This window comes from Kitasatospora sp. NPDC090308 (assembly GCF_044769485.1).
GTDB classification, from domain to species: Bacteria; Actinomycetota; Actinomycetes; order Streptomycetales; family Streptomycetaceae; genus Kitasatospora; species Kitasatospora fiedleri.
Window position 1 is genome coordinate 187,889 of record NZ_JBIVXY010000011.1, and the last position, 21,717, is coordinate 209,605.

The following is a 21,717-nucleotide window of genomic DNA, read 5'->3' on the forward strand; positions in this document are numbered from 1 at the left end:
CCGGGAGAGGCACGTCCGGGGGCGCGGGAACCGCGCCCCCGGACGTCCGCTCCCGGGCGTCGGCCCCGCGCGGCTACTCCCGGAACGCCGCCACCCCGTCCGGGCTGCCCAGCCCGGTCGGTCCGTCGTACCCCGGCCCCGCCGTGCACAGGTACGCCGGGTCGCAGGAGTCGGCCGTCGCGCCGGAGGTGACGTCGTGCAGGGCGTCCGGGTGCCGGTACGGGAAGGACGCCGGGCGGCTGCCGGCCGAGGGGCGGCCGGCCAGGGCGTAGGTCGCGGCGATGATCGGGGCGGCGGCGGAGGTGCCGCCGTAGGTGTACCAGCCGTTGCCGCCGTAGCTCTGGTAGACGGCCACGCCGGTCGCGGGGTCGGCGACGGCGGACACGTCGGCGACGGTGCGGCGGTCGCAGCCCGGGTCGGTCTGCCAGTCGGGCTTGGGGAGGCGGCCGGAGCAGCCGCTCGCGGCGCCCTCGTCGGGGCCGGTGGACCAGGCGCTCTCGCTCCAGCCGCGCGGCGCGGTGCCGTCGGGCCGCAGGGTGGTGCCGCCGACCGCGACCACGTGCGGGGAGGAGGCGGGGAAGTTGACGCCGTAGCCGCCGTCGCCGGAGGCGGCGGCGATCACCACCCCGGGGTGGTCGAAGTACCGGCTGTCGTAGGCCGCCGCGTTGGCGTTCTCGGTGGTGCCCCAGCTGATCGACACGTACCGCGCGCCGAGCGCGACCGCGGTGTTGACGGCGGTGCCGAGGTCGGAGACGGCGGCGCTGTCGGCCTCGACCAGGACGATCCGGGCGCGCGGCGCGACCGCGGAGACCATGGCGAGGTCGAGCGCGGTCTCCCCGGCCCAGGCGGTGTCGCCGCGGGGGAGCCGGTTGCCGCCGCGCTGGTCGGTCTTGCGGAAGCAGCCGCTGCCGGAGGTGCAGGCGGGCAGCCCGTAGCGCTCGCGGTAGGTGCCGAGGTCGGCCTCGGCGCGCGGGTCGTCGTACGCGTCGACGACGGCGATGGTGGCGCCCTCGCCGCCGTCCGCGGGCAGCCCGTACGCGGCGCGCAGCTCGGCGGGCCCGTACCCGTCGTCGCCCGCTGTGGCGGCGGTGCCGGGCCTGATCACGCGCAGCGCGTCGCAGGAGGCGGTGTCGGCCCGGGCGGGGGCGGCGCAGCTGTGCACCCAGCGCGGGGCGGCCGGGGCGGCCGGGGCGGGTCGGGCGGCGGTGGTGGCGGCGGTGGCGGTGAGCGCGGTGAGCAGGGCGGCGGTGAGCGCGAGGGGGCGCAACGGGGCCTCCGTTCGGGGCGGCGGAACCGGAGGCGCCGGGGGTCTCCCCGCACCCGCCGGTTCACGGGGGGTGCAGGGAGTGTTGACGTGCCGTCGGACCGGTACACGCACGGTCACCCGCCCGGGGGAGGGCACCGGGCGGGCGGAGTGCGCCGAGCGCAGCGGCTACTCGGCGGGCAGGTGGTCGACCGCCCCCACCTTGACCCCGGCCTGGCTGTGCCGCCGGGCGGGGGCCCGGCCGGGCGGCTGGGCGGGGCGTTCGCCGGGGTCGCCGATCTTCGCGGTGGGCCGGCTGACCGGCTTCCCGGCCTCGACCCGCAGCTGCTCGTCGTCGTGCAGGACGGGCAGCACGCTGCCGCGCCGCAGCGTGTACGTGGTGGTGGCGTGGGTGATGTCGACCCGCAGCAGGTGTTCGCGCACGCTCATCGAGAAGCGCAGCCGCTGGAGCCCGGCGGGCAGCCGGGGGCGGAAGGAGAGCTGCTCGGTGTGGTCGCGCAGCCCGCCGAACCCGGCGACCAGGGCGATGCAGGCACCGGCCAGCGAGGCCATGTGCAGGCCGTCGCGGGTGTTGCCGCCGAGGTCGTGCAGGTCCATCAGGGCGGCTTCGGCGGTGTAGTCGTAGGCCAGGTCGAGCTGGCCGACCTCGGCGGCGATGACGGCCTGGGTGCAGGCGGAGAGCGAGGAGTCGCGGACGGTCAGCCGCTCGTAGTAGGCGAAGTTGCGGGCCTTCTGCTCGGCGGTGAAGACGTCGCCGCGCACCTGCATGGCCAGCACCAGGTCGGCCTGCTTGACCACCTGCTTGCGGTACAGGTCGAAGTACGGGTAGTGCAGCAGCAGCGGGTACTTCTCCGGCGGGGTGGCCTCGAAGTCCCACATCTGGTGGTCGGTGAACCCGTCGGCCTGCGGGTGCACGCCGATCTGCTCGTCGTACGGGATGAACATCTTGTCGGCGGCGTCGCGCCAGGCCGCCGCCTCCTCGGTGTCCACCCCGAGCAGCGAGGACTCGTGCCGGTACTTCAGCGCGGTGGCCGCCGCGTTCCACAGGTTCGACTGCGCCATCACGTTGGTGAACACGTTGTTGTCGGCGACCGCGGAGTACTCGTCGGGACCGGTGACGCCCTCGATCCGGAAGTTGCCCTTGGCGTCGTGGTGGCCGAGCGAGCGCCACATCCGGGCGGTCTCCACCAGCAGCTCCAGGCCGTGGGTGCGCTCGAACTCGGTGTCCCCGGTGGCCCGGACGTAGCGGACCACGGCGGCGGCGATGTCCGCGCCGATGTGGAACGCGGCGGTGCCGGCCGGCCAGTACCCGGAGCACTCCTCGCCGCGGATCGTCCGCCACGGGAACACCGCCCCGGCCAGCCCGAGCTGGGCCGCCCGCTCGCGCGCCATCGGCAGCGTGGTGTGCCGCCAGCGCAGCGCCTGCTTGACCGCGTCCGGCAGGCAGTAGGTGAGCACCGGCAGCACGAAGGTCTCGGTGTCCCAGAACGAGTGGCCGTCGTACCCGGGCCCGGTCAGGCCCTTGGCCGGGATGGCCCGCTCCTCGCTGCGGGCGCCCGCCTGTAGCACGTGGAACAGCGCGAACCGGACGGCCTGCTGGAGCTCGACGTCGCCCTCGATCTCGATGTCGTTGTCGCTCCAGAACCGGCCCAGGTACTCCTTCTGCTCGCTCACCAGCCCGTCCCAGCCGGTGTACCGGGCGGCGGTCAGCGCCGCCTCCACCTGGTCCCGGACGGCGGGCAGCGAGCGGGTCGCCGACCAGCCGTACGCCAGGTACTTGACCAGGCGCAGCTTCTGACCGGCGTTCAGCACCGTGGTGGCGGTGATCCGGGCCTGGTCGTCGGAGGACTCGGCGGTGGTGTCGATCCGCTCCGGCCCGTCGACCACGTGGTCCATCGCGGCGGCCACCCGCAGCCCGGAGAACCGGGTGCGGTGCACCAGCACGCCCTTGGTGCCGTCCGCGTGCTGCAACTCGGCGGCCAGCGGGGCCTCCAGCACCGCCGCCGCCCGCGGGTCGCCGTCGCCCGCGCCGCCCGGCAGCTGCTCGTTGGCGACCAGCTCGGACTGGAGCACGATCCGCACCGGCCCGTCCACGGCCTCCACCGTGTAGTCGACCGCGCAGACCGCCCGCTGGGTCAGCGACACCAGTCGGGACGAGGTGACCCGCACCGTCCGCCCGGCCGGCGAGGTCCACTCCGCCTCCCGGCGCAGCACGCCGTCCCGGAAGTCCAGGGTCCGCCGGTGGCTGCGCAGTTCGCCGTAGCGCAGGTCGAACGGCTCGTCGTCGACCAGCAGCCGGATCAGCTTGCCGTTGGTGACGTTGATGACGCTCTGCCCGGACTCCGGGAACCCGTAGCCGCTCTCCGCGTACGGCAGCGGACGCAGCTCGAACACGCCGTTCAGGTAGGTGCCGGGCAGCCCGTGCGGCTCGCCCTCGTCCAGGTTGCCGCGCAGCCCGATGTGGCCGTTGGACAGTGCGAACACCGACTCGGCGCGGGCCTGCCCGGGCAGGTCCAGGCCGTGCTCGCTGATGCCCCACGGGTCGACGGTGAACAGTTCGGACGGGCTCACCGGTGCTCCTCGATCAGCTCCGACAGGTCGTCGACCACGATGCTCGCGCCGTGCTCGCGCAGCGCGTCGGCCTGGCCGGTGCGGTTCACGCCCACCACCGCGCCGAAGCCGCCGGCCTTCCCGGCCGCGACGCCCGCCAGCGCGTCCTCGAACACCACCGCGTGCTCCGGGGCGACGCCCAACTGCCGCGCCGCGGCCAGGAAGGTGTCCGGCGCGGGCTTGCCCGCCAGGTGGTCGCGGGCCAGCACGACCCCGTCCACCACCACCTCGAACAGGTCGTCGATCCCGGCGGCCCGCAGCACGTCCCGGCAGTTCGCGCTGGAGGACACCACCGCGCGCGGCAGCCCGAGTTCGCGCAGCCGGTGCAGGTACGCCACCGAGCCCTCGTAGGGCTGCACGCCCTGCTCGCGGATCAGCCGCAGCACCGTCTCGTTCTTCGCGCTGGAGAGCCCGTTGACCGTCCGGGTGCCCGGCGGGTCCTGCGGGGTGCCCTCGGGCAGGTCGATCCCGCGCGAGGCCAGGAACTGCCGGGTGCCGTCCAGCCGGGGCCGCCCGTCCACGTACCGGTCGTAGTCGCCGGGGTCGAACGGCCTGAACTCGCCGCCGGTGCGCGCCGCTTCGGCCCGCAGGAAGGTGTCGAACATGTCCTTCCAGGCCGCGGCGTGCACCTTCGCGGTCTGGGTGAGCACCCCGTCCAGGTCGAACAGGAAGGCCGTGATGCGGTCCGGAAGTCCCAACATGCAGTCAGTCTCACCCGTCCGGCCCGCTCCATGCCGGTCATCGCCCGATCCGGCGCGTCGCACCCGCCGGGCCCTCACTCCGCCTGCACGTGCACCCCCGGGTGCGGGTGGCCGGCCGGGACGAACAGCGGCTGCGGGCGCCCGCTCTGCGCGTAGTCCTTCAGCCGGACGAGCAGCTCCGCCCACCGGCCCGCCGCCACCGCCACCGCCGGGCCGGTGTCCGCGGCCCAGCCCAGGTGGCGCAGCAGCAGCACCGACTGCCGCGGACCGTCCGGGTGGTCGAAGAAGTCCCAGGTCACCGTGGTGCCCTGCCAGGCCGGCGGGAACACCCCGACGCTGCGCCAGGCCACCCGCTCCAGGTCGGCCCGCTCCCGGCGCAGCCGGAACGGCCCCGGGGTGTCCGGCACCGGGAACAGCAGGTCCTCACCGTCCCGCTCCACCTCGGTGGTCCACCAGGACGCCAGCCCCTCGCGGGTGTCCAGCGCCGCGAGCAGGCGCTCCCGGGACGCCGCGACGTCGACCTGCAGGGCGATCTCGGCCATCGCACTCACCTCACCCCCTCCACGATCCCGCCCGGCCCGGCGCCGGGCAACCGCGGTCAGGTCGTGAGCTCCAGGGTCTGGTGCACCGTGGTCTCGTCGTCCAGCAGCCGCACCAGGGTGTGCGCGACCTCGTCCCGGGACACCCGGCCGGGCCGGTTCGGCGGCGGCGCGAGGTGCGCGTGCCGCTCGGTGGGCCCGTCGGTCAGGCCGCCGGGGCGCAGCACCGTCCAGTCCAGCGGACGCTCCTTCACGGCCTCCTCGGCCGCCCACTTCGCCTTCAGGTACGCGTCGAACTCCGGCGTGACCTCCGGGTCCCCGATCCGGTCCAGCCCCATCGAGGAGACCAGCAGGTACCGCCGCACCCCGGCCCGGTGCGCCGCGTCCGCCAGCAGCACCGCCCCGGCCCGGTCCACGGTCTCCTTGCGGGCCGCCCCGCTGTCCGGCCCGGCCCCGGCCGCGAACACCACCGCGTCCGCCCCCGCCAGGTGCCCGGCCAGCTCCTCCACCGAGGCCCGCTCCAGGTCGCACACCACCGGCCGGGCCCCCGCCTCCTCCAGGTCCCCGGCCTGCGCCGGGTTCCGGATCAGCCCGGCGACCGTGTCGCCCCGGGCCGAGAGCAGCTTCGAGAGCCGCAACGCGATCTTTCCGTGCCCACCTGCGATCACCACGTCCATGGAACGCGACGCTACCTCCGGCCGGGGGCCCCGGCACGCCGGGACGCGCCGCCGGCCCCGCTACGGGCGGGGGGTCAGCCGACTGGTCACGCCGACCCGGTTGAGCGCGTTGATCGCGCTGATCAGGCCGATCAGGTGGGCCAGTTCGGTCTCCGGGAAGTGCGCGGCGGCCTCGTCGAACACCTCGTCCGGGACGTGCGTCCCGGCGAGCAGGGTGACCGACTCGGTGAGGGCCAGCGCGGCGCGCTCGCGGGCGGTGAAGTACGGGGTCTCCCGCCACGCGGCCAGGGTGTCCAGGCGGTGCGGGCGCTCGCCGTTCGCGCGGGCGTCCCGCGCGTGCACACCGAGGCAGAACGCGCAGCCGTTGATCTGCGAGGCGCGCAGGTTGACCAGTTCGGTGACCACCGGGTCGGCCAGGCCGGCGGTGGCGGCCCGGGAGGCCTCCAGCAGGGCGCGGTGGAAGTCGGGGGCGCTGCGGTGCAGCAGGATGCGGGGAGCAGGGGCGGGAACGGTGGATTCGTCGGTCATGCCGCCCACCGTAGGCGCGCGGTGGACCGGCGGCGTGGTTCATTGGGGGGATGGATTCCTGGGCCACTTTCGGCGGCGACCTGCACCTCGACCTGGACGCCGGACGGGCCCGCGGCCTGGGCCTGCGCGCCGCCCTGGAGGACGCGCTGCGCACCGCCGTCCGCGACGGCCGACTGGCCGCCGGCACCCGGCTGCCGTCCTCCCGGGCGCTCGCCGCCGACCTCGGCATCGCCCGCAACACCGTCGCCGAGGCGTACACCCAGCTCGCCGCCGAGGGCTGGCTGGCCTCCCGCCAGGGCTCGGGCACCGTGGTCGCCGGACGCGGTCCGCAGCCGTCCCCGGCCGCGCCGCCGCCCGGCCTGCCCGTCCGGCCCGCGCCCGTGCACAACCTGCGCCCCGGCTCGCCCGACCTGAGCCGCTTCCCGCGCGGCGCCTGGCTCGCCGCGGCCCGCCGGGCCCTGGCCACCGCCCCGCACGAGGCGTTCGGCTACGGCGACCCGCGCGGCCGGATCGAACTGCGCCGCGCCCTGGCCGACTACCTGGCCCGGGCCCGCGGCGTGCGCACCGACCCGGAGCGGCTGCTGATCTGCACCGGCTACCTCCAGGGCCTGGGCCTGCTCTGCGCCGCCCTGCGCGAGCACGGCCTGACCGAGGTCGCCGTCGAGGAGTACGGCCTGCCGCCGCAGCACGCCGCGATCACCGCCCGCGGCCTGGCCCTGCGCCCGCTGCCGCTGGACGAGGGCGGCGCCCTGACCACCGGCCTCGACCGCACCGGCGCCGGGCTGGCCGTGCTCACCCCCGCCCACCAGTTCCCCACCGGCGTCCCGCTGCGGGCCTCCCGGCGGGCCGCCGCCGTCGACTGGGCCCGGCAGACCGGCGGCTACCTGCTGGAGGACGACTACGACGGCGAGTTCCGCTACGACCGGCACGCGATCGGCGCCATGCAGGCCCTCGACCCCGAACGGGTGGTGTACGCGGGCACCGCCGCCAAGTCGCTCGCCCCGGGCCTGCGGCTGGCCTGGCTGGCCCTGCCCGCCGCCCTGGTCGAACCGGTGGCCCGGCACAAGCGGTTGGCCGACGGGCAGAGCGGCGCCCTGGAACAGCTCACCCTGGCCGAACTGATCGACTCCGGCGGCTACGACCGGCACGTCCGGCGCAGCCGGCACCTGCTGCGCCGCCGCCGCGACCGGCTGGTCGAGGTGCTCGCCGCCCGCGCCCCGCAGGTCCGGGTCACCGGCCTCAACGCCGGCCTGCACGCCGTCCTGGAACTGCCCGCGGACGGCCCCGGCGAGGACGAACTCCTGCGCCGCGCCAGGAAGTCCGGCCTCGCCCTGAACACCCTGGGCTGGAGCCTGGCCCCCGGCGCGACCCCCGCCCCGGGCCGGGCCCCCGGCCTGGTGATCGGCTACGGCACCCCGCCCGAGCACGCCTTCGAACCCGCCCTCGACGCGCTCTGCGCGCTGCTCCGTCAGCCCTTGTGACTGCCGACGTAGAACAGCAGGAACAGGAAGCCCACGAAGACGTGGCCCGACACGATGTAGATCCACACCCGGATCCAGACCCGGTTCGAGGCGCGGTAGCCCGCGTCGATGGTCTCGGCGTACTTCGGGACGGGGGCGTGGGCGGGGTGCTTCGCGGTGTCGGCCATGGCGGTCTCCTGACGGTGGTGGCGGACGGGGCTAGATGCGGGGGGCGTCGCCCAGGCACAGCTCGCCGGCCGGGCTCTGCAACAGCGTGTGGACGAAGATCAGGTCGAGGCCGTCGGCGGTGTCCGCGGCGATCACGTGCGGGGTCATCGAGTCGAAGTGCGCCGAGTCGCCCGGCTCCAGCAGGTGCACCCGGTCGCCCAGGGTCAGCCGCATCCGGCCCTCGGTGACGTACAGCCACTCCTCGCCCGGGTGCACCCGCACCACCGCGTCCTGCGTGCTCGGCGGCACGTGCACCCGCAGCGCCTGCATCGCCCGGCCCGGCGCACCGGCCCGCCGGTAGCCCCAGCCGCCGGCCCGCCCGGGCTCGATCCCGCCGCCCCGGATCACCGGGTCCGGCTCGCCGGGCTGCTCCCCGAGCAGCCCGGCCACGCTCGTCCCGTACGCCCGGGCCAGGCCCAGCAGCACCGGCAGCGAGGGCTGCCGCCGCCCGGTCTCCAGGCGCGACAAGTAAGCTGGCGAGAGGCCGACCCGGGCCGCCGCGGCCTCCAGCGTCAAGCGGCTGGAGACCCGCTGCTCCCGCAGTCGCGCACCGAGGCCCGCGACCTCCTGGTCCTCACCGAGTGGGCTGTCCGTCATGCCCCCAGTGGACACCCTCCGTGCCCCACAGGCAACAAACTTGCCTCTCAGGCAAACCCCCGCGACCGCCCCTCATCCTCCCCACCCCCACCCACCCCTCACAAGGGGCCGACCGTCCCTCCCCGGACAACCCCGCCCCCGCCCCCGCCCCTGAAGGCTGCCGCCCGCAGGGCCTCTTTCCCTCGTCTCCTGCCGACGGCTTCTCCCCGGGCAGCCCCGGTCCCGCCCCTGAAGGCTGCCGGCTGCTCTCCTCTTCCCCCTGCGGCCCGCAGGGCCTGTTCCCCTCCCCTCCCACCTCCCGCCGGCGGCCTCCTCCCCGGGCAGCCCCGGTCCCGCCCCTGAAGGCTGCCGGCTGCTCTCCTCTTCCCCCGTCCTGCCGCCCGCAGGGCCTGTTTCCCGCTCCTCCCACCTCCCGCCGGCGGCCTCCTCCCTGGAGAGCCCCGGCCCCCCTGAAGGCCGCTCAGGGGCGCGGGATGTTGCGGAGGTTGGAGCGGGCCAGGTCGATCATCTTGCCGACTCCGCCGGTCAGGACGGTGCGGCCGGCGGCGAGGGCGAAGCCCTTGAGCTGGGCGGCGGTGATGTGCGGGGGGATGGAGAGGGCGTTGGGGTCGGTGACCACGTCGACGAGCGCGGGGCCGGGGCGTTCCAGGGCGTCGACGAGCACCTCGCGGACCTTCGCGGGGTCGGTGACCCGCTTGGCGGGGATGCCGCAGGCGCGGGCGATCGCGGCGTAGTCCACGTCGCCGTTGTCGATCTCGGCCTCGGGGTAGCCGGAGACCAGCATCTCCAGCTTGATCATGCCGAGCGCCCCGTTGTTGAACACCACGGTCTTCACCGGCAGCCGGTACTTCGCCACGGTGAGCAGTTCGCCGAGCAGCATGCCGATCCCGCCGTCGCCCGACATCGAGACCACCTGCCGTCCGGGGAAGGCGAGTTGGGCGCCGATCGCGTGCGGCAGCGCGTTCGCCATCGAGCCGTGCAGGAAGGAGCCGATCACCCGGCGGCGCCCGTTGGGGGTGAGGTAGCGGGCGGCCCAGACGTTGCACATCCCGGTGTCGACGGTGAACACCGTGTCCTGGTCGGCGACGTCGTCGAGGACCGAGGCGACGTACTCGGGGTGGATCGGCCGGTGCTTCTCGATGCCCTTGGTGTAGGCGCCGACCACCGTCTCCAGGGCCTTGCAGTGCCGGTCCAGCATCCCGTCCAGGAAACGGCGGTCGGTCTTGCGCTCCAGCAGCGGCAGCACGGCCCGCAGCGTGGCGGCCACGTCGCCGTGCACGGCGAGTTCCAGCGGGGTGCGGCGGCCGAGCCGGGTCGCGTCGTGGTCGACCTGGACGGTGCGGGCCTGCGGGAGGAAGGAGTCGTAGGGGAAGTCGGTGCCCAGCAGCAGGACCAACTCGGCCTCGTGCAGCGCCTCGTGGCAGGCGCCGTAGCCGAGCAGGCCGCTCATCCCGACGTCGTACGGGTTGTCGTACTGCACCCACTCCTTGCCGCGCAGCGAGTGCCCGACCGGGGCCTGCAGCACCTCGGCGAGGTGCATCAGCTCCTCGTGCGCGCCGCGGACGCCCGCGCCGGCGAAGACGGTCACGGTGCGGGCGGAGTTGAGCGCCTCGGCGAGGGCCTGGACCTGGGACCAGGGCGGGGCGGCGACGGCCTGCTCGGTGAGGAAGGCGCTGCTCCCGGTGGGGGAGGGGGCGGTGAGCGCGGCGACGTCGCCGGGGAAGACCAGCACCGAGACGCCCGGGGCGCCGAGCGCGTGCTGGATGCCGACCCGCAGCAGCCGGGGCAGCTGGGCGGGGTTGGAGAGCATCTCGCACCAGGTGCTGCAGTCGGTGAACACCCGCTCGGGGTGGGTCTCCTGGAAGAAGCCGGTGCCGATCTGTCCGGACGGGATGTGCGAGGCCAGGGCCAGCACGGGCACCCCGCTGCGCTGGGCGTCGTACAGGCCCTGGATCAGGTGGGTGTTGCCGGGGCCGCAGCTGCCCGCGCAGACCGCGAGCCGCCCGGTCAGCTCGGCCTCGGCGGCGGCCGCGAACGCCCCGGCCTCCTCGTTCCTGACGTGCACCCAGGAGATGCCCTCGGCGCGGCGGATCGCGTCGACGACCGGGTTGAGGCTGTCGCCGACCACTCCGTAGACGCGTTCGACCCCGGCCTGCCGGAGCACTTCCACCATCTGGTCGGCCACGCTGCCCACGGGATCACCTCACGCCAGGAACCACGGAAGAAACGGACATTCGCACCATAACGGTTCCGGATGTCCGGGGCGTGGCTACTGCCCGTCGACGGCCGCGCCGAGCGTCTCGCAGGCACCGGTGGCGGAGTCGGTGAGCGGGCCGACCACCGGGTACTGGGCCAGGTCGCGGTGGCACAGCTCGGCGGTGGAGGGCAGGGCGCCGTGGTAGCCGGTGTCCAGGCCCTGGGCCTGGCCGAGGCCGCCGGCCGAGGCGATCGGGTCGGCCTGGGCGGGGGCCTGGGTGAGCGCCAGCCCGGCCACGGACAGGACGGCGAGTGCGGTGAGCTTCTTCATGGCAGGTGCAACGAGGGCGACCCCCGCCCGGTCACGTGGACCGGCCGGGCGGGGGAGCCCGCGGCGGGGCGTCAGCCGAGCCGGACCCGCAGGCTGCTGATGCCGTTGCTGACGAAGGACGGGATCGGCCGCGGGTCCGCGCCCTCGGCGAGCCGCAGCCCGGGGAAGCGCGCGAACAGCTCGCGCAGCGCGGTCTCCGCCTCCAGCCGGGCCAGCGCCGAGCCGATGCAGAAGTGCGGCCCGTGCCCGAGCGAGAGGTGCCGCAGCGGGGAGCGGGTCAGGTCGAAGCGGTCCGCGTCCGCCCACTGTTCCGGGTCGCGCCCGGCCGCCGCGTACGAGGCGAGCATCCCGTCGCCCTCGCGGATCACCACCCCCTCGCCCAGGTCGATGTCCTCCAGCGCGTAGCGCATCGGGAACTGGCCGACCGGGGAGTTCCAGCGCAGCGTCTCCTCGACCACCGCCGACCACGGCACGGTGCCGTCCAGCACCAGCCGCAGCTGCTCGGGGTGGGTGAGCAGGGCGTGCACCGCGTTGCAGATCAGGTTGAGGGTGGTCTCGTGGCCGGCCACCACCAGCTGGAGCAGGATGCCGATCAGTTCGGGCTCGCTGAGCCGGTCCTGGTCCTCGCGGGCGGCGATCAGCGCGGTGGTCAGGTCGTCGGCGGGCTCGGCCCGCTTGGCGGCGACCACGCCGGCCAGCAGCACGCCGATGTCCCGGGCGGCGGCCGCGCTGGCGCCGGGCGCGCCGGAGGAGCTGACCACGATGTCGGACAGCTCGTGCAGCCGGTCCTGCTGGTCCGGGTCCAGGCCCAGCAGCCGGCCGATGACGTGCATCGGCAGCGGGTAGGCGAACCGGGCGCGCAGGTCGACCCCGGCCGCCGGGTCCTGCGCGGCGGGCAGCGCGTCCAGCAGCTCGGCGACCCGCTGCCGGACGGCGGGGGCCAGCTCGGCGATCCGGCGCGGGGTGAGCGCCTGCGCGGACAGGGCGCGCAGCCGCCGGTGGTCGGCACCGTCGGAGGTGGTCATCCCGGGCACGGTGACGAAGGTCAGCAGCGGCCAGCCCTCGGGCAGCCCGCCCTCCCGGTACAGCGACCAGTGCCCGACGCCCTTGCCGACCCGGGGGTCGGCCAGCACCCGCTGGAGGGCGTCGTGCCGGGTCACCGCCCAGACCACCACCCCACCAGGGAGCTCAACCTGCGTCGCAGGTCCGCGAGCGCGGAGCCGCTCGTTCTCGGCGTGCTGGTCTGCTCCGACGGGGTCGAGTCTGTAGGGGCAGACCCGGTCTGCGGCTGCGGTGTCCATGCGGTCCTCTCGGGCGGTGCGGGGCGGGGCGGGGTGAAGGCGCTGTACAGCACCGGCAGGCTGGTCAGGGCGCGCGACCAGGGCGACGGGCGCCAGGTCAACTCGTGCGCGGGGACGGCGAGCTGGAGGTCCGGCAGGCAGTGCAGCAGCGTCTCGATCGCGGTCTCGACGATCAGCCGGGCCGGGTCCTTGGCCGGGCAGACGTGCCGGCCCGCGCCCCAGGCCAGGTGGGCCCGGTTGCCGCTGAGGCCGTCCGGGCCGTGCGCCGACGGGTCGTCGTTGGCCCCGGCCAGGCCGAGCACCAGCAGGTCGCCCGCGCTGATGTACTGGCCGCCCAGCACGGTGTCCGAGGTGGCCCACCGGCCGGGGAAGTTCTGCACCGGCGGGTCGCGCCAGAGCACCTCCTCCAGGGCGTCCGCGACGGTCGCCCGGCCGCCGGTCAGGCTGGTGCGGAAGCGGCGGTCGGTGAGCAGCAGCCGCACCGTGTTGCCGATCCAGTTGATGGTCGGCTCGTTGCCCGCGATCAGGATCACCACCAGGTGGTGCACCACCTCCTCGTCGGTCAGCCCGACCGGGTGGGTCAGCAGCCAGGAGGTCAGATCCTCGCCGGGCCGCTCGCGCCGCCGCCGCACCAGCGAGGCCAGCAGCGCGGCCAGCGCGGCGGAGGCCCGCTGCGAGTCGGCGTTGCTGTCCACCACCCCGGTGATCAGTTCGAGCAGGTGCGGACCGTCCTCCTCGGGCAGGTCCAGCAGCTGGGTGAAGACCAGCAGCGGCAGCCGCCGGGTGAACTGGCCGACCAGGTCGGCGGTGCCGTCCGGCCCCCAGCTCTCGATCAGCGCCATCGCGGCGGCCTCGGTGGTCTCCCGCAGCCGCTTGTGGTCGATCCGGGCCAGGGTGTCGGCGACCGCGCTGCTCAGCCGCTGGTGCTCGGCGCCGTCCATGCTCTGCAGGGTGGGCCGCCACATGGTCATCGGCACCAGGTGCGAGTCCGGGCGCAGCCGGCCCTCCCGGGGCACCCGCCAGCCCCGCGAGTCCTTGGAGAACTGCTGCTCGTTGCGGGTCAGTTCGAGCATCTCCTGGTACCCGATGACCAGCCACGCCTCCACCCCGGGCTCCAGCTCGATCGGGGCGACCGGGCCGTGCTCGGCGCGCAGCCGGGCGTACAGGCCGTGCGGGTCGGCGGCGACCGCCGAGCCGTACAGCGCGGCACCGGCCGGGCGGCCGGTGTAGGGACAGCCGGTGGTGGCCGCCAGGTGTTCGGGAACGGTCATGACAGCTCCAGGGCGCCCACCCGCAGGTGGTCGACGAAATCGATCAGCAGGCGGTGAGCGGCGCCCTGGTCACGGACGTCGCAGGTGAGGATCGGCACCCCGGGCAGCAGGTCGAGCGCGGCCCGCAGCTCCTCCTCCGGGTAGGGCGGGGTGTCGGGGAACAGGTTGACCGCGACCGCGAACGGGATGCGCTGCTCCTCCAGCAGCCCGAGCACGTCGAAGGACTCCTCGATCCGGCGCGAGTCGACCAGCGCGATCGCGCCCAGCGCCCCGCGCGACAGGTCCTCCCACAGCGGCCAGAACCGCTGCTGCCCGGGCGTGCCGAACAGGTACAGCGCGAGCCGGCCGCTGAGCGTGATCCGGCCGAAGTCCAGCGCCACCGTGGTGGTCGACTTGTGCGGACGGCCGGTCAGGTCGTCCACGTCCTCGCCGGCCGCGGTCATCGTCTCCTCGGTGCGCAGCGGGTCGATCTCGCTCAGCGCGCCGACCAGGGTGGTCTTGCCGACCCCGAACGGCCCGGTGACCAGGATCTTCACCGCGCCCTGCACGCTGGGCGGCAGGTAGGTCGGCTCAACGGAGCTGACGGAGACCAACCAGCACCTCCTCGATCAGGGCCAGCGGTGCCCGCTCGGCCGGTCGTACGGGCGGCAGCACCTGGACCGCGCCCAGCTCCCACAGATCGCCCACCAGCACCTTCAGCACGCTGATCGGCAGGCCGAGGTGGGCCGCCACCTCGGCGACCGACAGCAGCTGGCGGCAGATCTCCAGGATCTCCAACTGCTCCCGGTTCACCACCATCGGGTCGACCGCGACCCCCGGCACGGTCCGCACCAGGCTCTCGAACTCCAGCACGCTCCGGCCGGTCCGGCTGCGTCCGCCGGTGATGACGTACGGGCGTACCGGTCCGCGGCTCACCGCAGGTCCCCGGCGGCGCTCTCCTGCCGGGGCGCGGCGGTCAGGTGCTCGCCGATCCGCCCGACCAGCATCTGCATCTGGTAGGCCACCAGGCCCGCGTCCACCGACTCCCCGGCCACCACCGCGAGGTGCGCCCCGGCCCCGGCGGCGACCACGAACAGGTAGCCGCCGCCGTACTCGATGACGATCTGCCGGGTGCTGCCGTCGCCGAAGCCGGTCGCCACCCCCCGGGACAGCGACTGGAGCCCGGAGCAGGCGGCGGCCAGTCGCTCGGCGTCGTCCCGGTCGATCCGCGGGCTGCGGCCGATCTCCAGTCCGTCGTTGGACACCACGAGGGCGTGCCGGACCTCCGGTACGGAGACGATGTCGGCCAGCAGCCAGCCGAGATCAGGGTTGGTCGTCATGGGAGTCTCCCTGGGGGGAAGCGGGGAATACGTCGGGGCGGTCCGGGTCGGACCACCGGTCCTGCTGGGCGGCGACGCGGCCGTCAGCGGTACCGCTCTGGAACAGCGACATGAAGGCCTGGGCCTCGCGGGCGGAGCGCGGCGAGACCGCCGGCTCCGCGGGGAACTGGTGCTGCGGGGCGCTGCCCCGCCGGTTGGTGCGGCGCGGCAGGGCGCCGCCGCGCGGCGGCCCTTCGGGGGGCTGGGCCGCGCCGGGGGGCTGGGCCGCCGCGGTCCGGGGGGTGACCGGGCGGACGGGCAGCGGGTCGGTGGCGCGGGAGCGCGGTTCGGGCGCGCGGTGGCGCGGTTCGGACGTGCGGTGGCGCGGCTCGGGCCCGGCGCGGCGCGGTTCGGGCGCCGCCACCGCCGGGCGGGCCGCGGCGCCCGGCAGGCCGTGCGGCAGCGGGTCGGTGAGCAGCGCGTTCGGCAGCAGCACCACCACCCGCACGCCGCCGTACGGGGACGGGGTGGAGTGCACGGTGACCCGGAAGCCGTACTGCTGGGCGAGCCGGCCGACCGCGGCCAGGCCCAGCTGCGGGACCTCGCCGATCCGGGAGACCTCCAGCGAGCCGCCGCCGGCCAGCGCGGCGGCGGCCTTCGCCACCGTCACGTCGGTCATGCCGACGCCGCAGTCGTCGATCTCGATCACCGCGCCGTTGTGCACCGGCATCAGCGTCACGTACACCTGCGAGCTGGGCGGCGAGTAGCGGGTGGCGTTGTCCAGCAGTTCGGCCACCGCGTGGATCAGCGCCTCGGCGGCGGCGCCGAGCACCGCGGTGTCCACCCGGCTGTGCACCACCACCCGCTGGAACGGCAGGATCCGGCCCTGGGCGCCGCGCACCACGTCCTCCAGCGGGACGGGCTCGGGCCAGGTCCGGCCGGCCCGCGAGCCGCAGAGCACGGCCAGGGTCTGGGCGAGGCGGGCCTGCTGGGCGGCGGCGTGGTCGGCCCGCAGCAGGCCGTCGAGCAGCACCGGGTCGTCGTGGGTGCGCTCCATCTCGTCCAGCCCGGCCTGCTGGTCGTGCGCCATCACCAGGATCCGGCGGGCCACGTTGAGGAAGGCCCGGCGGGTCGCCGCGTTCATCTCCTGCTCCTGCAGGGCGGCCTCGGCCCCGGCCCGGCGGTCGGCCAGCTCGGCGGCCAACTGCTGCTGGACGGCCGCGAGTTCGTTCTCGGTACGGGACAGCCGGGAGCGCAGGGCCCGGGTGACGGCGCGGGAGCGGGCAGCCGCCGCGAGGGCGAGGAGGGCGAGCAAGGAAGCTGCTGCCAGGCACCATTGAGTGGTCGTCACACGCGGAGTTTATGGTGGTGTTACTACTTGCGTATGAACGGTTCCAACTTCCGCCGTTCAGATTCCGTCAATTTCGGACAAGCCGGGCGGGTTCGGGCGGATCTCAGCTAGCCGTCCGGTGCAGCAGCAGCAGCGCCACGTCGTCCTGCCGCACCGCGCGCTCGGTCACGTTCAGCGTCAGCAGGTCGGCCAGCCGCTCCAGCGCCCCCGGCCGCCCCAGCCGCCGGGCCCCGCCGGCCTCCGCCGTCCACAGCTCCAGCCCGCCCAGCATCCGCTGCACCGACTCGTCGTAGTCCTCGTCCCGGACCTCCACCAGCCCGTCCGTGTAGGCCAGCAGCGTCTCGCCCGGCTCCAACCGGGCCTCCACCAGCGGGTAGCGCACCTCCGGCAGCACCCCCAGCGGCGGGCCGCCCGGCAGCTCCAGCTCGGCCGCCCCGGCCGCCCCGATCCGCACCGGCGGCGGGTGCCCGGCCCGGGCCGCCCGCAGCAGGCCGCTCGCCGGGTCCAGCACCACGTACAGGCAGGTGGCGAACAGCTCGGTCTCCATCTCGGCCAGCAGCCGGCCGGTCCGCTCCAGCGCCGCCGCCGGGTCGTTCCCCTCCGTCGCGTACGCCCACAGCACCGACCGCAGCTGCCCCATCACCGCGGTGGCCTCCGCGTTGTGGCCCTGCACGTCGCCGATCACCAGCCCGACCAGGCCGCCCGGCAGCCGCAGCAGGTCGTACCAGTCGCCGCCGATCTGCATCCCCTCGGTGGACGGCAGGTAGCGCGCCGCCGAGGCGATCCCCGGCAGCGCCGGCAGCGAGCGCGGCAGCATCGCCCGCTGCAGCTCGCTGGCCCGCTCGTGGTGCACGTCGTACAGCCGGGCCCGCTCCAGCGACTGCGCCAGGATGCCCGCGAACGCCGAGTACATGGTGCGGTCCTCGCGGCTGAACGCCCGCTCGGTGGCGAAGGTGATCAGGCAGGAGCCGACCTGCCGCCCCGAGGCCACCAGCGGCAGCACCGTCCAGGCGGCCGGCTCCTCCGGACCCCGGGGCTCCCGGTCCGGCTCGCTGAACAGCGGCGCGGCCCGGGCCAGCACGTGCTCCATCACCCCGCCCGCCAGGTCGTGCAGCCGGTTCAGCTCGGCCCGGTGCGGGCCGCCGAACACCGCCGGGGACACCGGCGTCAGCCGGCCCTCGTCCACCAGGTCCAACACCACCCCGGCCGCGCCCAGCGCCGGCCGGGCCACGTCGGTCAGCGCCGTGGTCACCTCCCGCACCGTCACCGCCCGGGACAGCGCCCGGGTCAGCGCCAGCAGCAGGGTCGACCGGGCCCCCGCCGCCGCGGCCGCCGCGGGACCGCCCGCCGGGCCCGGCCGCCACGCCCGCCCGGTCAGCAGCCCCGCCGTCCGCACCGGCCGGCGGTGCACGTCCAGCATCACCTCGCCGACCTCGTCCACCTGCCAGGTGGTGCCGTCCGGCCGCACCACCCGGTACGAGACCCGGTACGGGCCGCCGACCGCCAGCGCCTCCGCCAGGGCGGTCTGCACGTCCGGCAGGTCCTCCGGGTGCACCACCTCCGCCAGGTCCGGCGCCCGCCCGGTCGCCCCCGGCGGAGGCAGGCCCACCACCCGGTACGCCTGGGCGTCCCACACCGTCTCGCCGGTCACCAGGTCCCGCTCGAACGCTCCGGCCCCCGCCGAGCGCACCGCCAGCGACACCAACTGCCCGTCGGCGGAGGGGATCTCCGGCCGGGGCCCGGCCACCGCCGGATCGGCCGCCCGCACGTGGTCCAACAGGTGCGCGAGCCGGTGCGCGACCACGTCGGCGAAGGTCTCCAGCAGCTCCACGTCCCGGCGCGGGACGGCCCCGCGGTGGGCCAGCGCCAGCGCCAGCGAACCCACCGGGTCCCCGTCCACCACCAGCGGCAGCACCGCCAGCGCGACCAGGCCGGTGCCCAGGCCCGCCGCCGCGTTCGGGTAGTCCGCGCTGGTCCGCTGCGGGCTCAGCAGCACCGGCTCCCGCCGCCGCAGCGCCAGCGCCACCGGCAGCCCGCCCGCCGGGTCCACCACGGCGTACTTGCGGTGCGCCCACGCGGGCAGCTCGTGCGAGGCGGTCAGCCGCAGCGCCCCATCGCCGTCCAGCAGGTACAGCGCCGAGCCCTCGCCGGTGATCCAGGCCGGGCCCTCGGCCAGCAGCGCCGCCAGCAGCTCGGCCGCGCTCGACGCCCGCAGCAGTGCCCGTACGCACCGCAGCTCGGACCGGCTGGCGCGGCGCGGGGAGCTCTGGTCCTGGTCCATGGGGAGGCGCCCGGCCCTTCCGGTCGACGTGCCAGTGCTGCCCATCTTATGGACGCACCGGGCAACCGGGCGCTTTCACGACACGTGGGACAGCACCGGCATTTCCGACACCCGGCCGCTCCCGGCACCGCCCGCGGCTACTGGCCGTCGACCTCGCCGTACCCGCGCTGCGGGCGCGCGGCGACCGGCCGCAGCGAGCGCAGCGAACGCGCCACCGCGATCCCGCGCAGCAGCGCGGCGCCCCAGCCCTCCCGCGGCGGGGCGGCCGCCGGGCGCGCGGCGCCGGGCGCGCCGTCCGGCGCCGTCCGGGGAACGGGGATCAGCCCGGTGCCGGGCTCGGTGCGCTGGGTCGCCTGCGGCATGTCCTGGTCCTCCGTGCTTGTCGGTCACACCCGTGGAAGGTCTCCACGCGGTATGACTTCCCGACCGAAGGACAGTGTTACGCACCAGTGGTGTCGGAATGGTGGGCGTCAGGTTGCGAAAAGGTGTGGACGTCGCGCCACCGGCGCGTTCCCCGCGGACCGGTGGCCGCCCGGGTCACGCCCCGGGCTGCTCGGCGGCCGGTCGCACGGTGTCCCCGTCCAGCGGCAGGTCCGGGGCGGAGACGGCGTCCTTGAGCGGGCCGAGCCCGGCCCCGTGCTCCGGCGCCGCGTGCGCGCTGGGGGCGGTGAGGGAGGCGACCACGCCGACGGCGAGCGAGGCAAAGGCGAGCAGGCTGCGCTTCTTCATACCGGGTAGAACGCGGCAGCGCCCCGGAGGTCACGCGCCTTCCGCGCCGGGCCAGTTGGCCAGGCCCTCGACCAGCACGCCGGTCAGCCGCTCCAGCGTGACGTCCGTGCCCTCGGCGAGCCGGAACGCCCCCGCCGTGGTCAGCGAGGCGTACCCGTGGGCCGCGGCCCGCAGCGTCCGCACCGCGTGCACCGCCTCCGAGCCCGCCAGCCCGTAGCCGCGCAGCACCGCGAACAGCACGCCCACCAGCCGTTCGGCCGCCGCGGCCAGCGCCGGGCCCGGCTCCGGGTCCGGCGCCTGCGGCAGCGCCGCGTACCGGCGGGGGTGGCGCAGCGCGTACCCGGCGTAGGCGGCGAGCAGGGCGCGGACCGCCGCGTCCCGGGAGTGGCCGAGCACGGCGGCGGCCAGGTGGTCGGCCAGCTCCTCGGTGGTGCGGACGGCCACCAGCCGGCGCAGTTCGGGCAGGCCCCCGGCGACGTGCTTGTACAGCGAGGGGGTGGCGACGCCGGCCCGGGCGGCGACGGCGGCCAGGGTGAGCGCCTCGGCGCCGCGCTCGTCGATCAGTTCGAGGGCGTGGTCCACCACGGCGGCGGTGGAGAGTCCGGCGCGGGGCATCAGCGGGCGGTCCCGTTCTCGTCGGACGGGCCTGCCTGCCCGGCCTGCCCGACCTGCCCGCCCAGTCCGGCCAGGAAGGGCAGCAGGGCGTCGGCGACGGCCTGCGGGTGACTGGCCATCGGGTAGTGGCCGGCGCCGCCGATCATCACCGTGCGGCCGCGCAGCGCGGCGGCCTGCCGGTCGGCGACCAGCCCGGGCCGCGGGAAGTCCGGGTCCTTGTCGCCCATCAGCACCAGCGCGGGCACGTCGACCGCCGCGCACCAGCCGACCGGCGCGGAGTCGCCCCTCAGGTAGCCGCGCAGCGCGGCCTTGCGGGCGGGCTCGCGGAGCATCGCGGCCAGCCCGGCCCGGTAGGCGTCGAAGTCGGCGGGCCGCTCGCCCGGGTAGTAGAACTTCTGCATCGCGCTCCACAGCCCGGGGAACGCGGTGACCAGCGGTGCGGCCAGGCCGAACAGCGCCTTCTGGAAGCCGTTCAGCGGCAGGTTCTCGACGAACGCGTCGATCAGCACCACGCCGCCGGTGCGCCCGGGGGCGAGCGAGGCGGCCCGGACCACGCTGGCGCCGGTGTACGAGCTGCCGACCAGGACGGCGCCGCGCAGGTCCAGGTGGTCCAGCAGGGCCGCCAGGTCCTCGGCGATCGCGGCCGGGCTGTGGTCGGTGAAGCCGGTCGAGGACTCGCCCATGCCGCGCAGGTCCATGCTGACCACCCGGTGCCCGGCGGCGCCCAGCAGCGGGGCGAGGTGGCGGTAGACGGCCCGCTTGTCGAGCATGCCGGGCAGCAGGACGACCGGGACGCCGGGGCCGGGGGCGTCGTCGTAGGCGATCCGGCCGCCGGTGACGTCGAGGTACCGGGTGGTGGTGCCGAGGGTGCTGTTCATCGCGGGCCTCCTGGCGGGCGTCCGGCGCTCCGGGCGCTCAGGGCCCGGCTCCTGCCGATAGCCATAAAGCTAAGGCTAATAGCCTTAGCCGTCAACTCCCGGCCACCGGCCCGCCCCTGCCGCCCGCGCCGCCCGCCCGCCGGGCGCTCGGATCCCGCCAGGCCCCGTCCGGTCAGATCCCGTCGACCTTGAACGGGTCGTGCTCGGCGAGCAGCTTCTCCAGCCGGGCCTGGTCGACCCGGCTGGTGAGCGCGCCCTCGTCCTGGCGGTCGCGGATCACCTTGGCCAGCGTGAACGCGGAGGTGATCTCGTAGAGCAGGCCGACGCCGAGGAAGGCGCGCATCCAGGCGCTGACCGGGAGGTAGGCGATCCCGAGGACGAGGGCGGCCGTGGCGAACGCGAAAGAGGCGACGGCCTGCAGGTAGTAGGCGGAGGTGGTGCGGTGCGGCACGGATGCGGTCATGGGGCCAGGGTCCCGCCGGGGGCGGCGGGGGGTCGTGAGTACGGATACTCAACCGCGCCGTCACGGTCCGTCATGTCCGGAACCGGGCCCCTTGGCGAACCGTCACAAATCGCCCATAGGGCGTCAGGAAAGTTTCACTGCACCTCGGTAGGCGCTTGGAATCATGGGGTCCATAGGATTAACGTTTGATAACGCAGCGCGGTCGGCAACGCCGTAACCATGCGGCACCGTGCGCCACGCCTAATCCATCGGGCCCACCCCCGCGGTCGGGCCCGGGAGCCGGGGAACCACGTTCCACCGGGGTGAATCGGGACGGCCCTGGGCCCGACCGTAGGAGACCTTCCACCTCCGAACCCGTCAGCTAACCCGGTCGGCGGCAGGGAAGGAAGGAGCGCGCCC

Annotated in this window: 23 protein-coding genes and 1 riboswitch; of the genes, 1 reads left to right on the top strand and 22 read right to left on the bottom strand. The window is 75.4% G+C overall.

All coding sequences use genetic code 11. The features are described 5' to 3' along the window. Positions 1–73 precede the first annotated feature (73 nt). The 6 genes from ACIQVD_RS24210 to ACIQVD_RS24235 all read right to left on the bottom strand — a co-directional run bounded on the left by ACIQVD_RS24210 (position 74) and on the right by ACIQVD_RS24235 (position 6,319). Positions 74–1,267 (bottom strand): S8 family serine peptidase, encoded by a 1,194-nt coding sequence (locus ACIQVD_RS24210; RefSeq protein ID WP_402291665.1) that lies wholly within the window; start codon positions 1,265–1,267, stop codon positions 74–76. Between the two features lie 165 nt (positions 1,268–1,432). After that, positions 1,433–3,835 carry a glycoside hydrolase family 65 protein gene (locus tag ACIQVD_RS24215; protein WP_400691901.1) on the bottom strand — a complete coding sequence of 801 codons (2,403 nt, stop codon included), beginning with the start codon at positions 3,833–3,835 and terminating at the stop codon, positions 1,433–1,435. Then, on the bottom strand, positions 3,832–4,575 hold the full coding sequence (locus ACIQVD_RS24220) for an HAD family hydrolase (RefSeq protein WP_400691898.1): 744 nt from the start codon (positions 4,573–4,575) through the stop codon (positions 3,832–3,834). Before ACIQVD_RS24220 ends, ACIQVD_RS24215 begins: the two co-directional genes overlap by 4 nt. Before the next feature lie 74 nt (positions 4,576–4,649). Continuing rightward, complete coding sequence (locus ACIQVD_RS24225; protein ID WP_402291666.1) at positions 4,650–5,117, bottom strand: SRPBCC domain-containing protein; 468 nt, start codon at positions 5,115–5,117, stop codon at positions 4,650–4,652. A gap of 56 nt (positions 5,118–5,173) precedes the next feature. After that, positions 5,174–5,791: an SDR family oxidoreductase gene (locus ACIQVD_RS24230; RefSeq protein ID WP_100836903.1), complete on the bottom strand. Its 618-nt coding sequence runs from the start codon at positions 5,789–5,791 to the stop codon at positions 5,174–5,176. 60 nt (positions 5,792–5,851) lie between these two features. After that, the gene (locus tag ACIQVD_RS24235; protein WP_402291667.1) at positions 5,852–6,319 is read right to left on the bottom strand and encodes a carboxymuconolactone decarboxylase family protein; all 468 of its coding nucleotides are present in this window, start codon (positions 6,317–6,319) and stop codon (positions 5,852–5,854) included. 50 nt (positions 6,320–6,369) lie between these two features. Here ACIQVD_RS24235 and ACIQVD_RS24240 point away from each other — a divergent pair, with 50 nt between their 5' ends. Beyond that, on the top strand, positions 6,370–7,800 hold the full coding sequence (locus ACIQVD_RS24240; RefSeq protein WP_400691888.1) for a PLP-dependent aminotransferase family protein: 1,431 nt from the start codon (positions 6,370–6,372) through the stop codon (positions 7,798–7,800). On the opposite strand, the gene ACIQVD_RS24245 is transcribed toward ACIQVD_RS24240, so the two are convergent. The 16 genes from ACIQVD_RS24245 to ACIQVD_RS24320 all read right to left on the bottom strand — a co-directional run bounded on the left by ACIQVD_RS24245 (position 7,788) and on the right by ACIQVD_RS24320 (position 21,318). After that, positions 7,788–7,967, bottom strand: a complete 180-nt coding sequence (locus ACIQVD_RS24245; RefSeq protein ID WP_318551985.1) for a DUF6126 family protein — start codon at positions 7,965–7,967, stop codon at positions 7,788–7,790. The genes ACIQVD_RS24240 and ACIQVD_RS24245 overlap by 13 nt on opposite strands. 31 nt (positions 7,968–7,998) lie before the next feature. Further along, a complete protein-coding gene (locus ACIQVD_RS24250; protein WP_111555021.1) occupies positions 7,999–8,604 on the bottom strand; it encodes a helix-turn-helix domain-containing protein in 606 nt (201 codons plus the stop codon). A gap of 460 nt (positions 8,605–9,064) precedes the next feature. Beyond that, on the bottom strand, positions 9,065–10,798 hold the full coding sequence (locus ACIQVD_RS24255; RefSeq protein ID WP_402291668.1) for a pyruvate dehydrogenase: 1,734 nt from the start codon (positions 10,796–10,798) through the stop codon (positions 9,065–9,067). A 75-nt stretch (positions 10,799–10,873) separates the two neighbouring features. Next, on the bottom strand, positions 10,874–11,131 hold the full coding sequence (locus ACIQVD_RS24260) for a hypothetical protein (protein ID WP_400691881.1): 258 nt from the start codon (positions 11,129–11,131) through the stop codon (positions 10,874–10,876). Positions 11,132–11,202: 71 nt separating this feature from the next. Then, positions 11,203–12,291 (bottom strand): cytochrome P450, encoded by a 1,089-nt coding sequence (locus ACIQVD_RS24265; protein WP_400691878.1) that lies wholly within the window; start codon positions 12,289–12,291, stop codon positions 11,203–11,205. Then, complete coding sequence (locus tag ACIQVD_RS24270; protein ID WP_400691875.1) at positions 12,288–13,703, bottom strand: cytochrome P450; 1,416 nt, start codon at positions 13,701–13,703, stop codon at positions 12,288–12,290. The genes ACIQVD_RS24265 and ACIQVD_RS24270 overlap by 4 nt, the downstream gene beginning before the upstream one ends. Beyond that, the gene (locus tag ACIQVD_RS24275) at positions 13,700–14,296 is read right to left on the bottom strand and encodes an ATP/GTP-binding protein (RefSeq protein WP_100836897.1); all 597 of its coding nucleotides are present in this window, start codon (positions 14,294–14,296) and stop codon (positions 13,700–13,702) included. Before ACIQVD_RS24275 ends, ACIQVD_RS24270 begins: the two co-directional genes overlap by 4 nt. Next, a complete protein-coding gene (locus tag ACIQVD_RS24280) occupies positions 14,274–14,618 on the bottom strand; it encodes a DUF742 domain-containing protein (protein ID WP_100836896.1) in 345 nt (114 codons plus the stop codon). Before ACIQVD_RS24280 ends, ACIQVD_RS24275 begins: the two co-directional genes overlap by 23 nt. Further along, on the bottom strand, positions 14,615–15,022 hold the full coding sequence (locus ACIQVD_RS24285) for a roadblock/LC7 domain-containing protein (RefSeq protein WP_400691871.1): 408 nt from the start codon (positions 15,020–15,022) through the stop codon (positions 14,615–14,617). The genes ACIQVD_RS24280 and ACIQVD_RS24285 overlap by 4 nt, the downstream gene beginning before the upstream one ends. Beyond that, complete coding sequence (locus ACIQVD_RS24290; RefSeq protein WP_400691868.1) at positions 15,006–16,352, bottom strand: sensor histidine kinase; 1,347 nt, start codon at positions 16,350–16,352, stop codon at positions 15,006–15,008. Before ACIQVD_RS24290 ends, ACIQVD_RS24285 begins: the two co-directional genes overlap by 17 nt. Before the next feature lie 103 nt (positions 16,353–16,455). Further along, on the bottom strand, positions 16,456–18,633 hold the full coding sequence (locus ACIQVD_RS24295; protein ID WP_402291669.1) for a SpoIIE family protein phosphatase: 2,178 nt from the start codon (positions 18,631–18,633) through the stop codon (positions 16,456–16,458). Between the two features lie 137 nt (positions 18,634–18,770). Next, positions 18,771–18,995, bottom strand: coding sequence for a hypothetical protein (locus ACIQVD_RS24300; protein WP_400691863.1), 225 nt, complete (start codon positions 18,993–18,995; stop codon positions 18,771–18,773). A 175-nt stretch (positions 18,996–19,170) separates the two neighbouring features. Continuing rightward, the gene (locus ACIQVD_RS24305; protein ID WP_400691861.1) at positions 19,171–19,362 is read right to left on the bottom strand and encodes a hypothetical protein; all 192 of its coding nucleotides are present in this window, start codon (positions 19,360–19,362) and stop codon (positions 19,171–19,173) included. A gap of 30 nt (positions 19,363–19,392) precedes the next feature. Then, a complete protein-coding gene (locus ACIQVD_RS24310; RefSeq protein ID WP_400691858.1) occupies positions 19,393–19,977 on the bottom strand; it encodes a TetR-like C-terminal domain-containing protein in 585 nt (194 codons plus the stop codon). Beyond that, entirely contained in the window at positions 19,977–20,855 is an 879-nt protein-coding gene (locus tag ACIQVD_RS24315; RefSeq protein ID WP_402291670.1) for an alpha/beta fold hydrolase, read from the bottom strand. The genes ACIQVD_RS24310 and ACIQVD_RS24315 overlap by 1 nt, the downstream gene beginning before the upstream one ends. A gap of 172 nt (positions 20,856–21,027) precedes the next feature. Continuing rightward, positions 21,028–21,318 carry a YiaA/YiaB family inner membrane protein gene (locus ACIQVD_RS24320; RefSeq protein WP_100836888.1) on the bottom strand — a complete coding sequence of 97 codons (291 nt, stop codon included), beginning with the start codon at positions 21,316–21,318 and terminating at the stop codon, positions 21,028–21,030. Between the two features lie 241 nt (positions 21,319–21,559). Further along, positions 21,560–21,709, top strand: a riboswitch (cyclic di-AMP (ydaO/yuaA leader). Positions 21,710–21,717 lie beyond the last annotated feature (8 nt).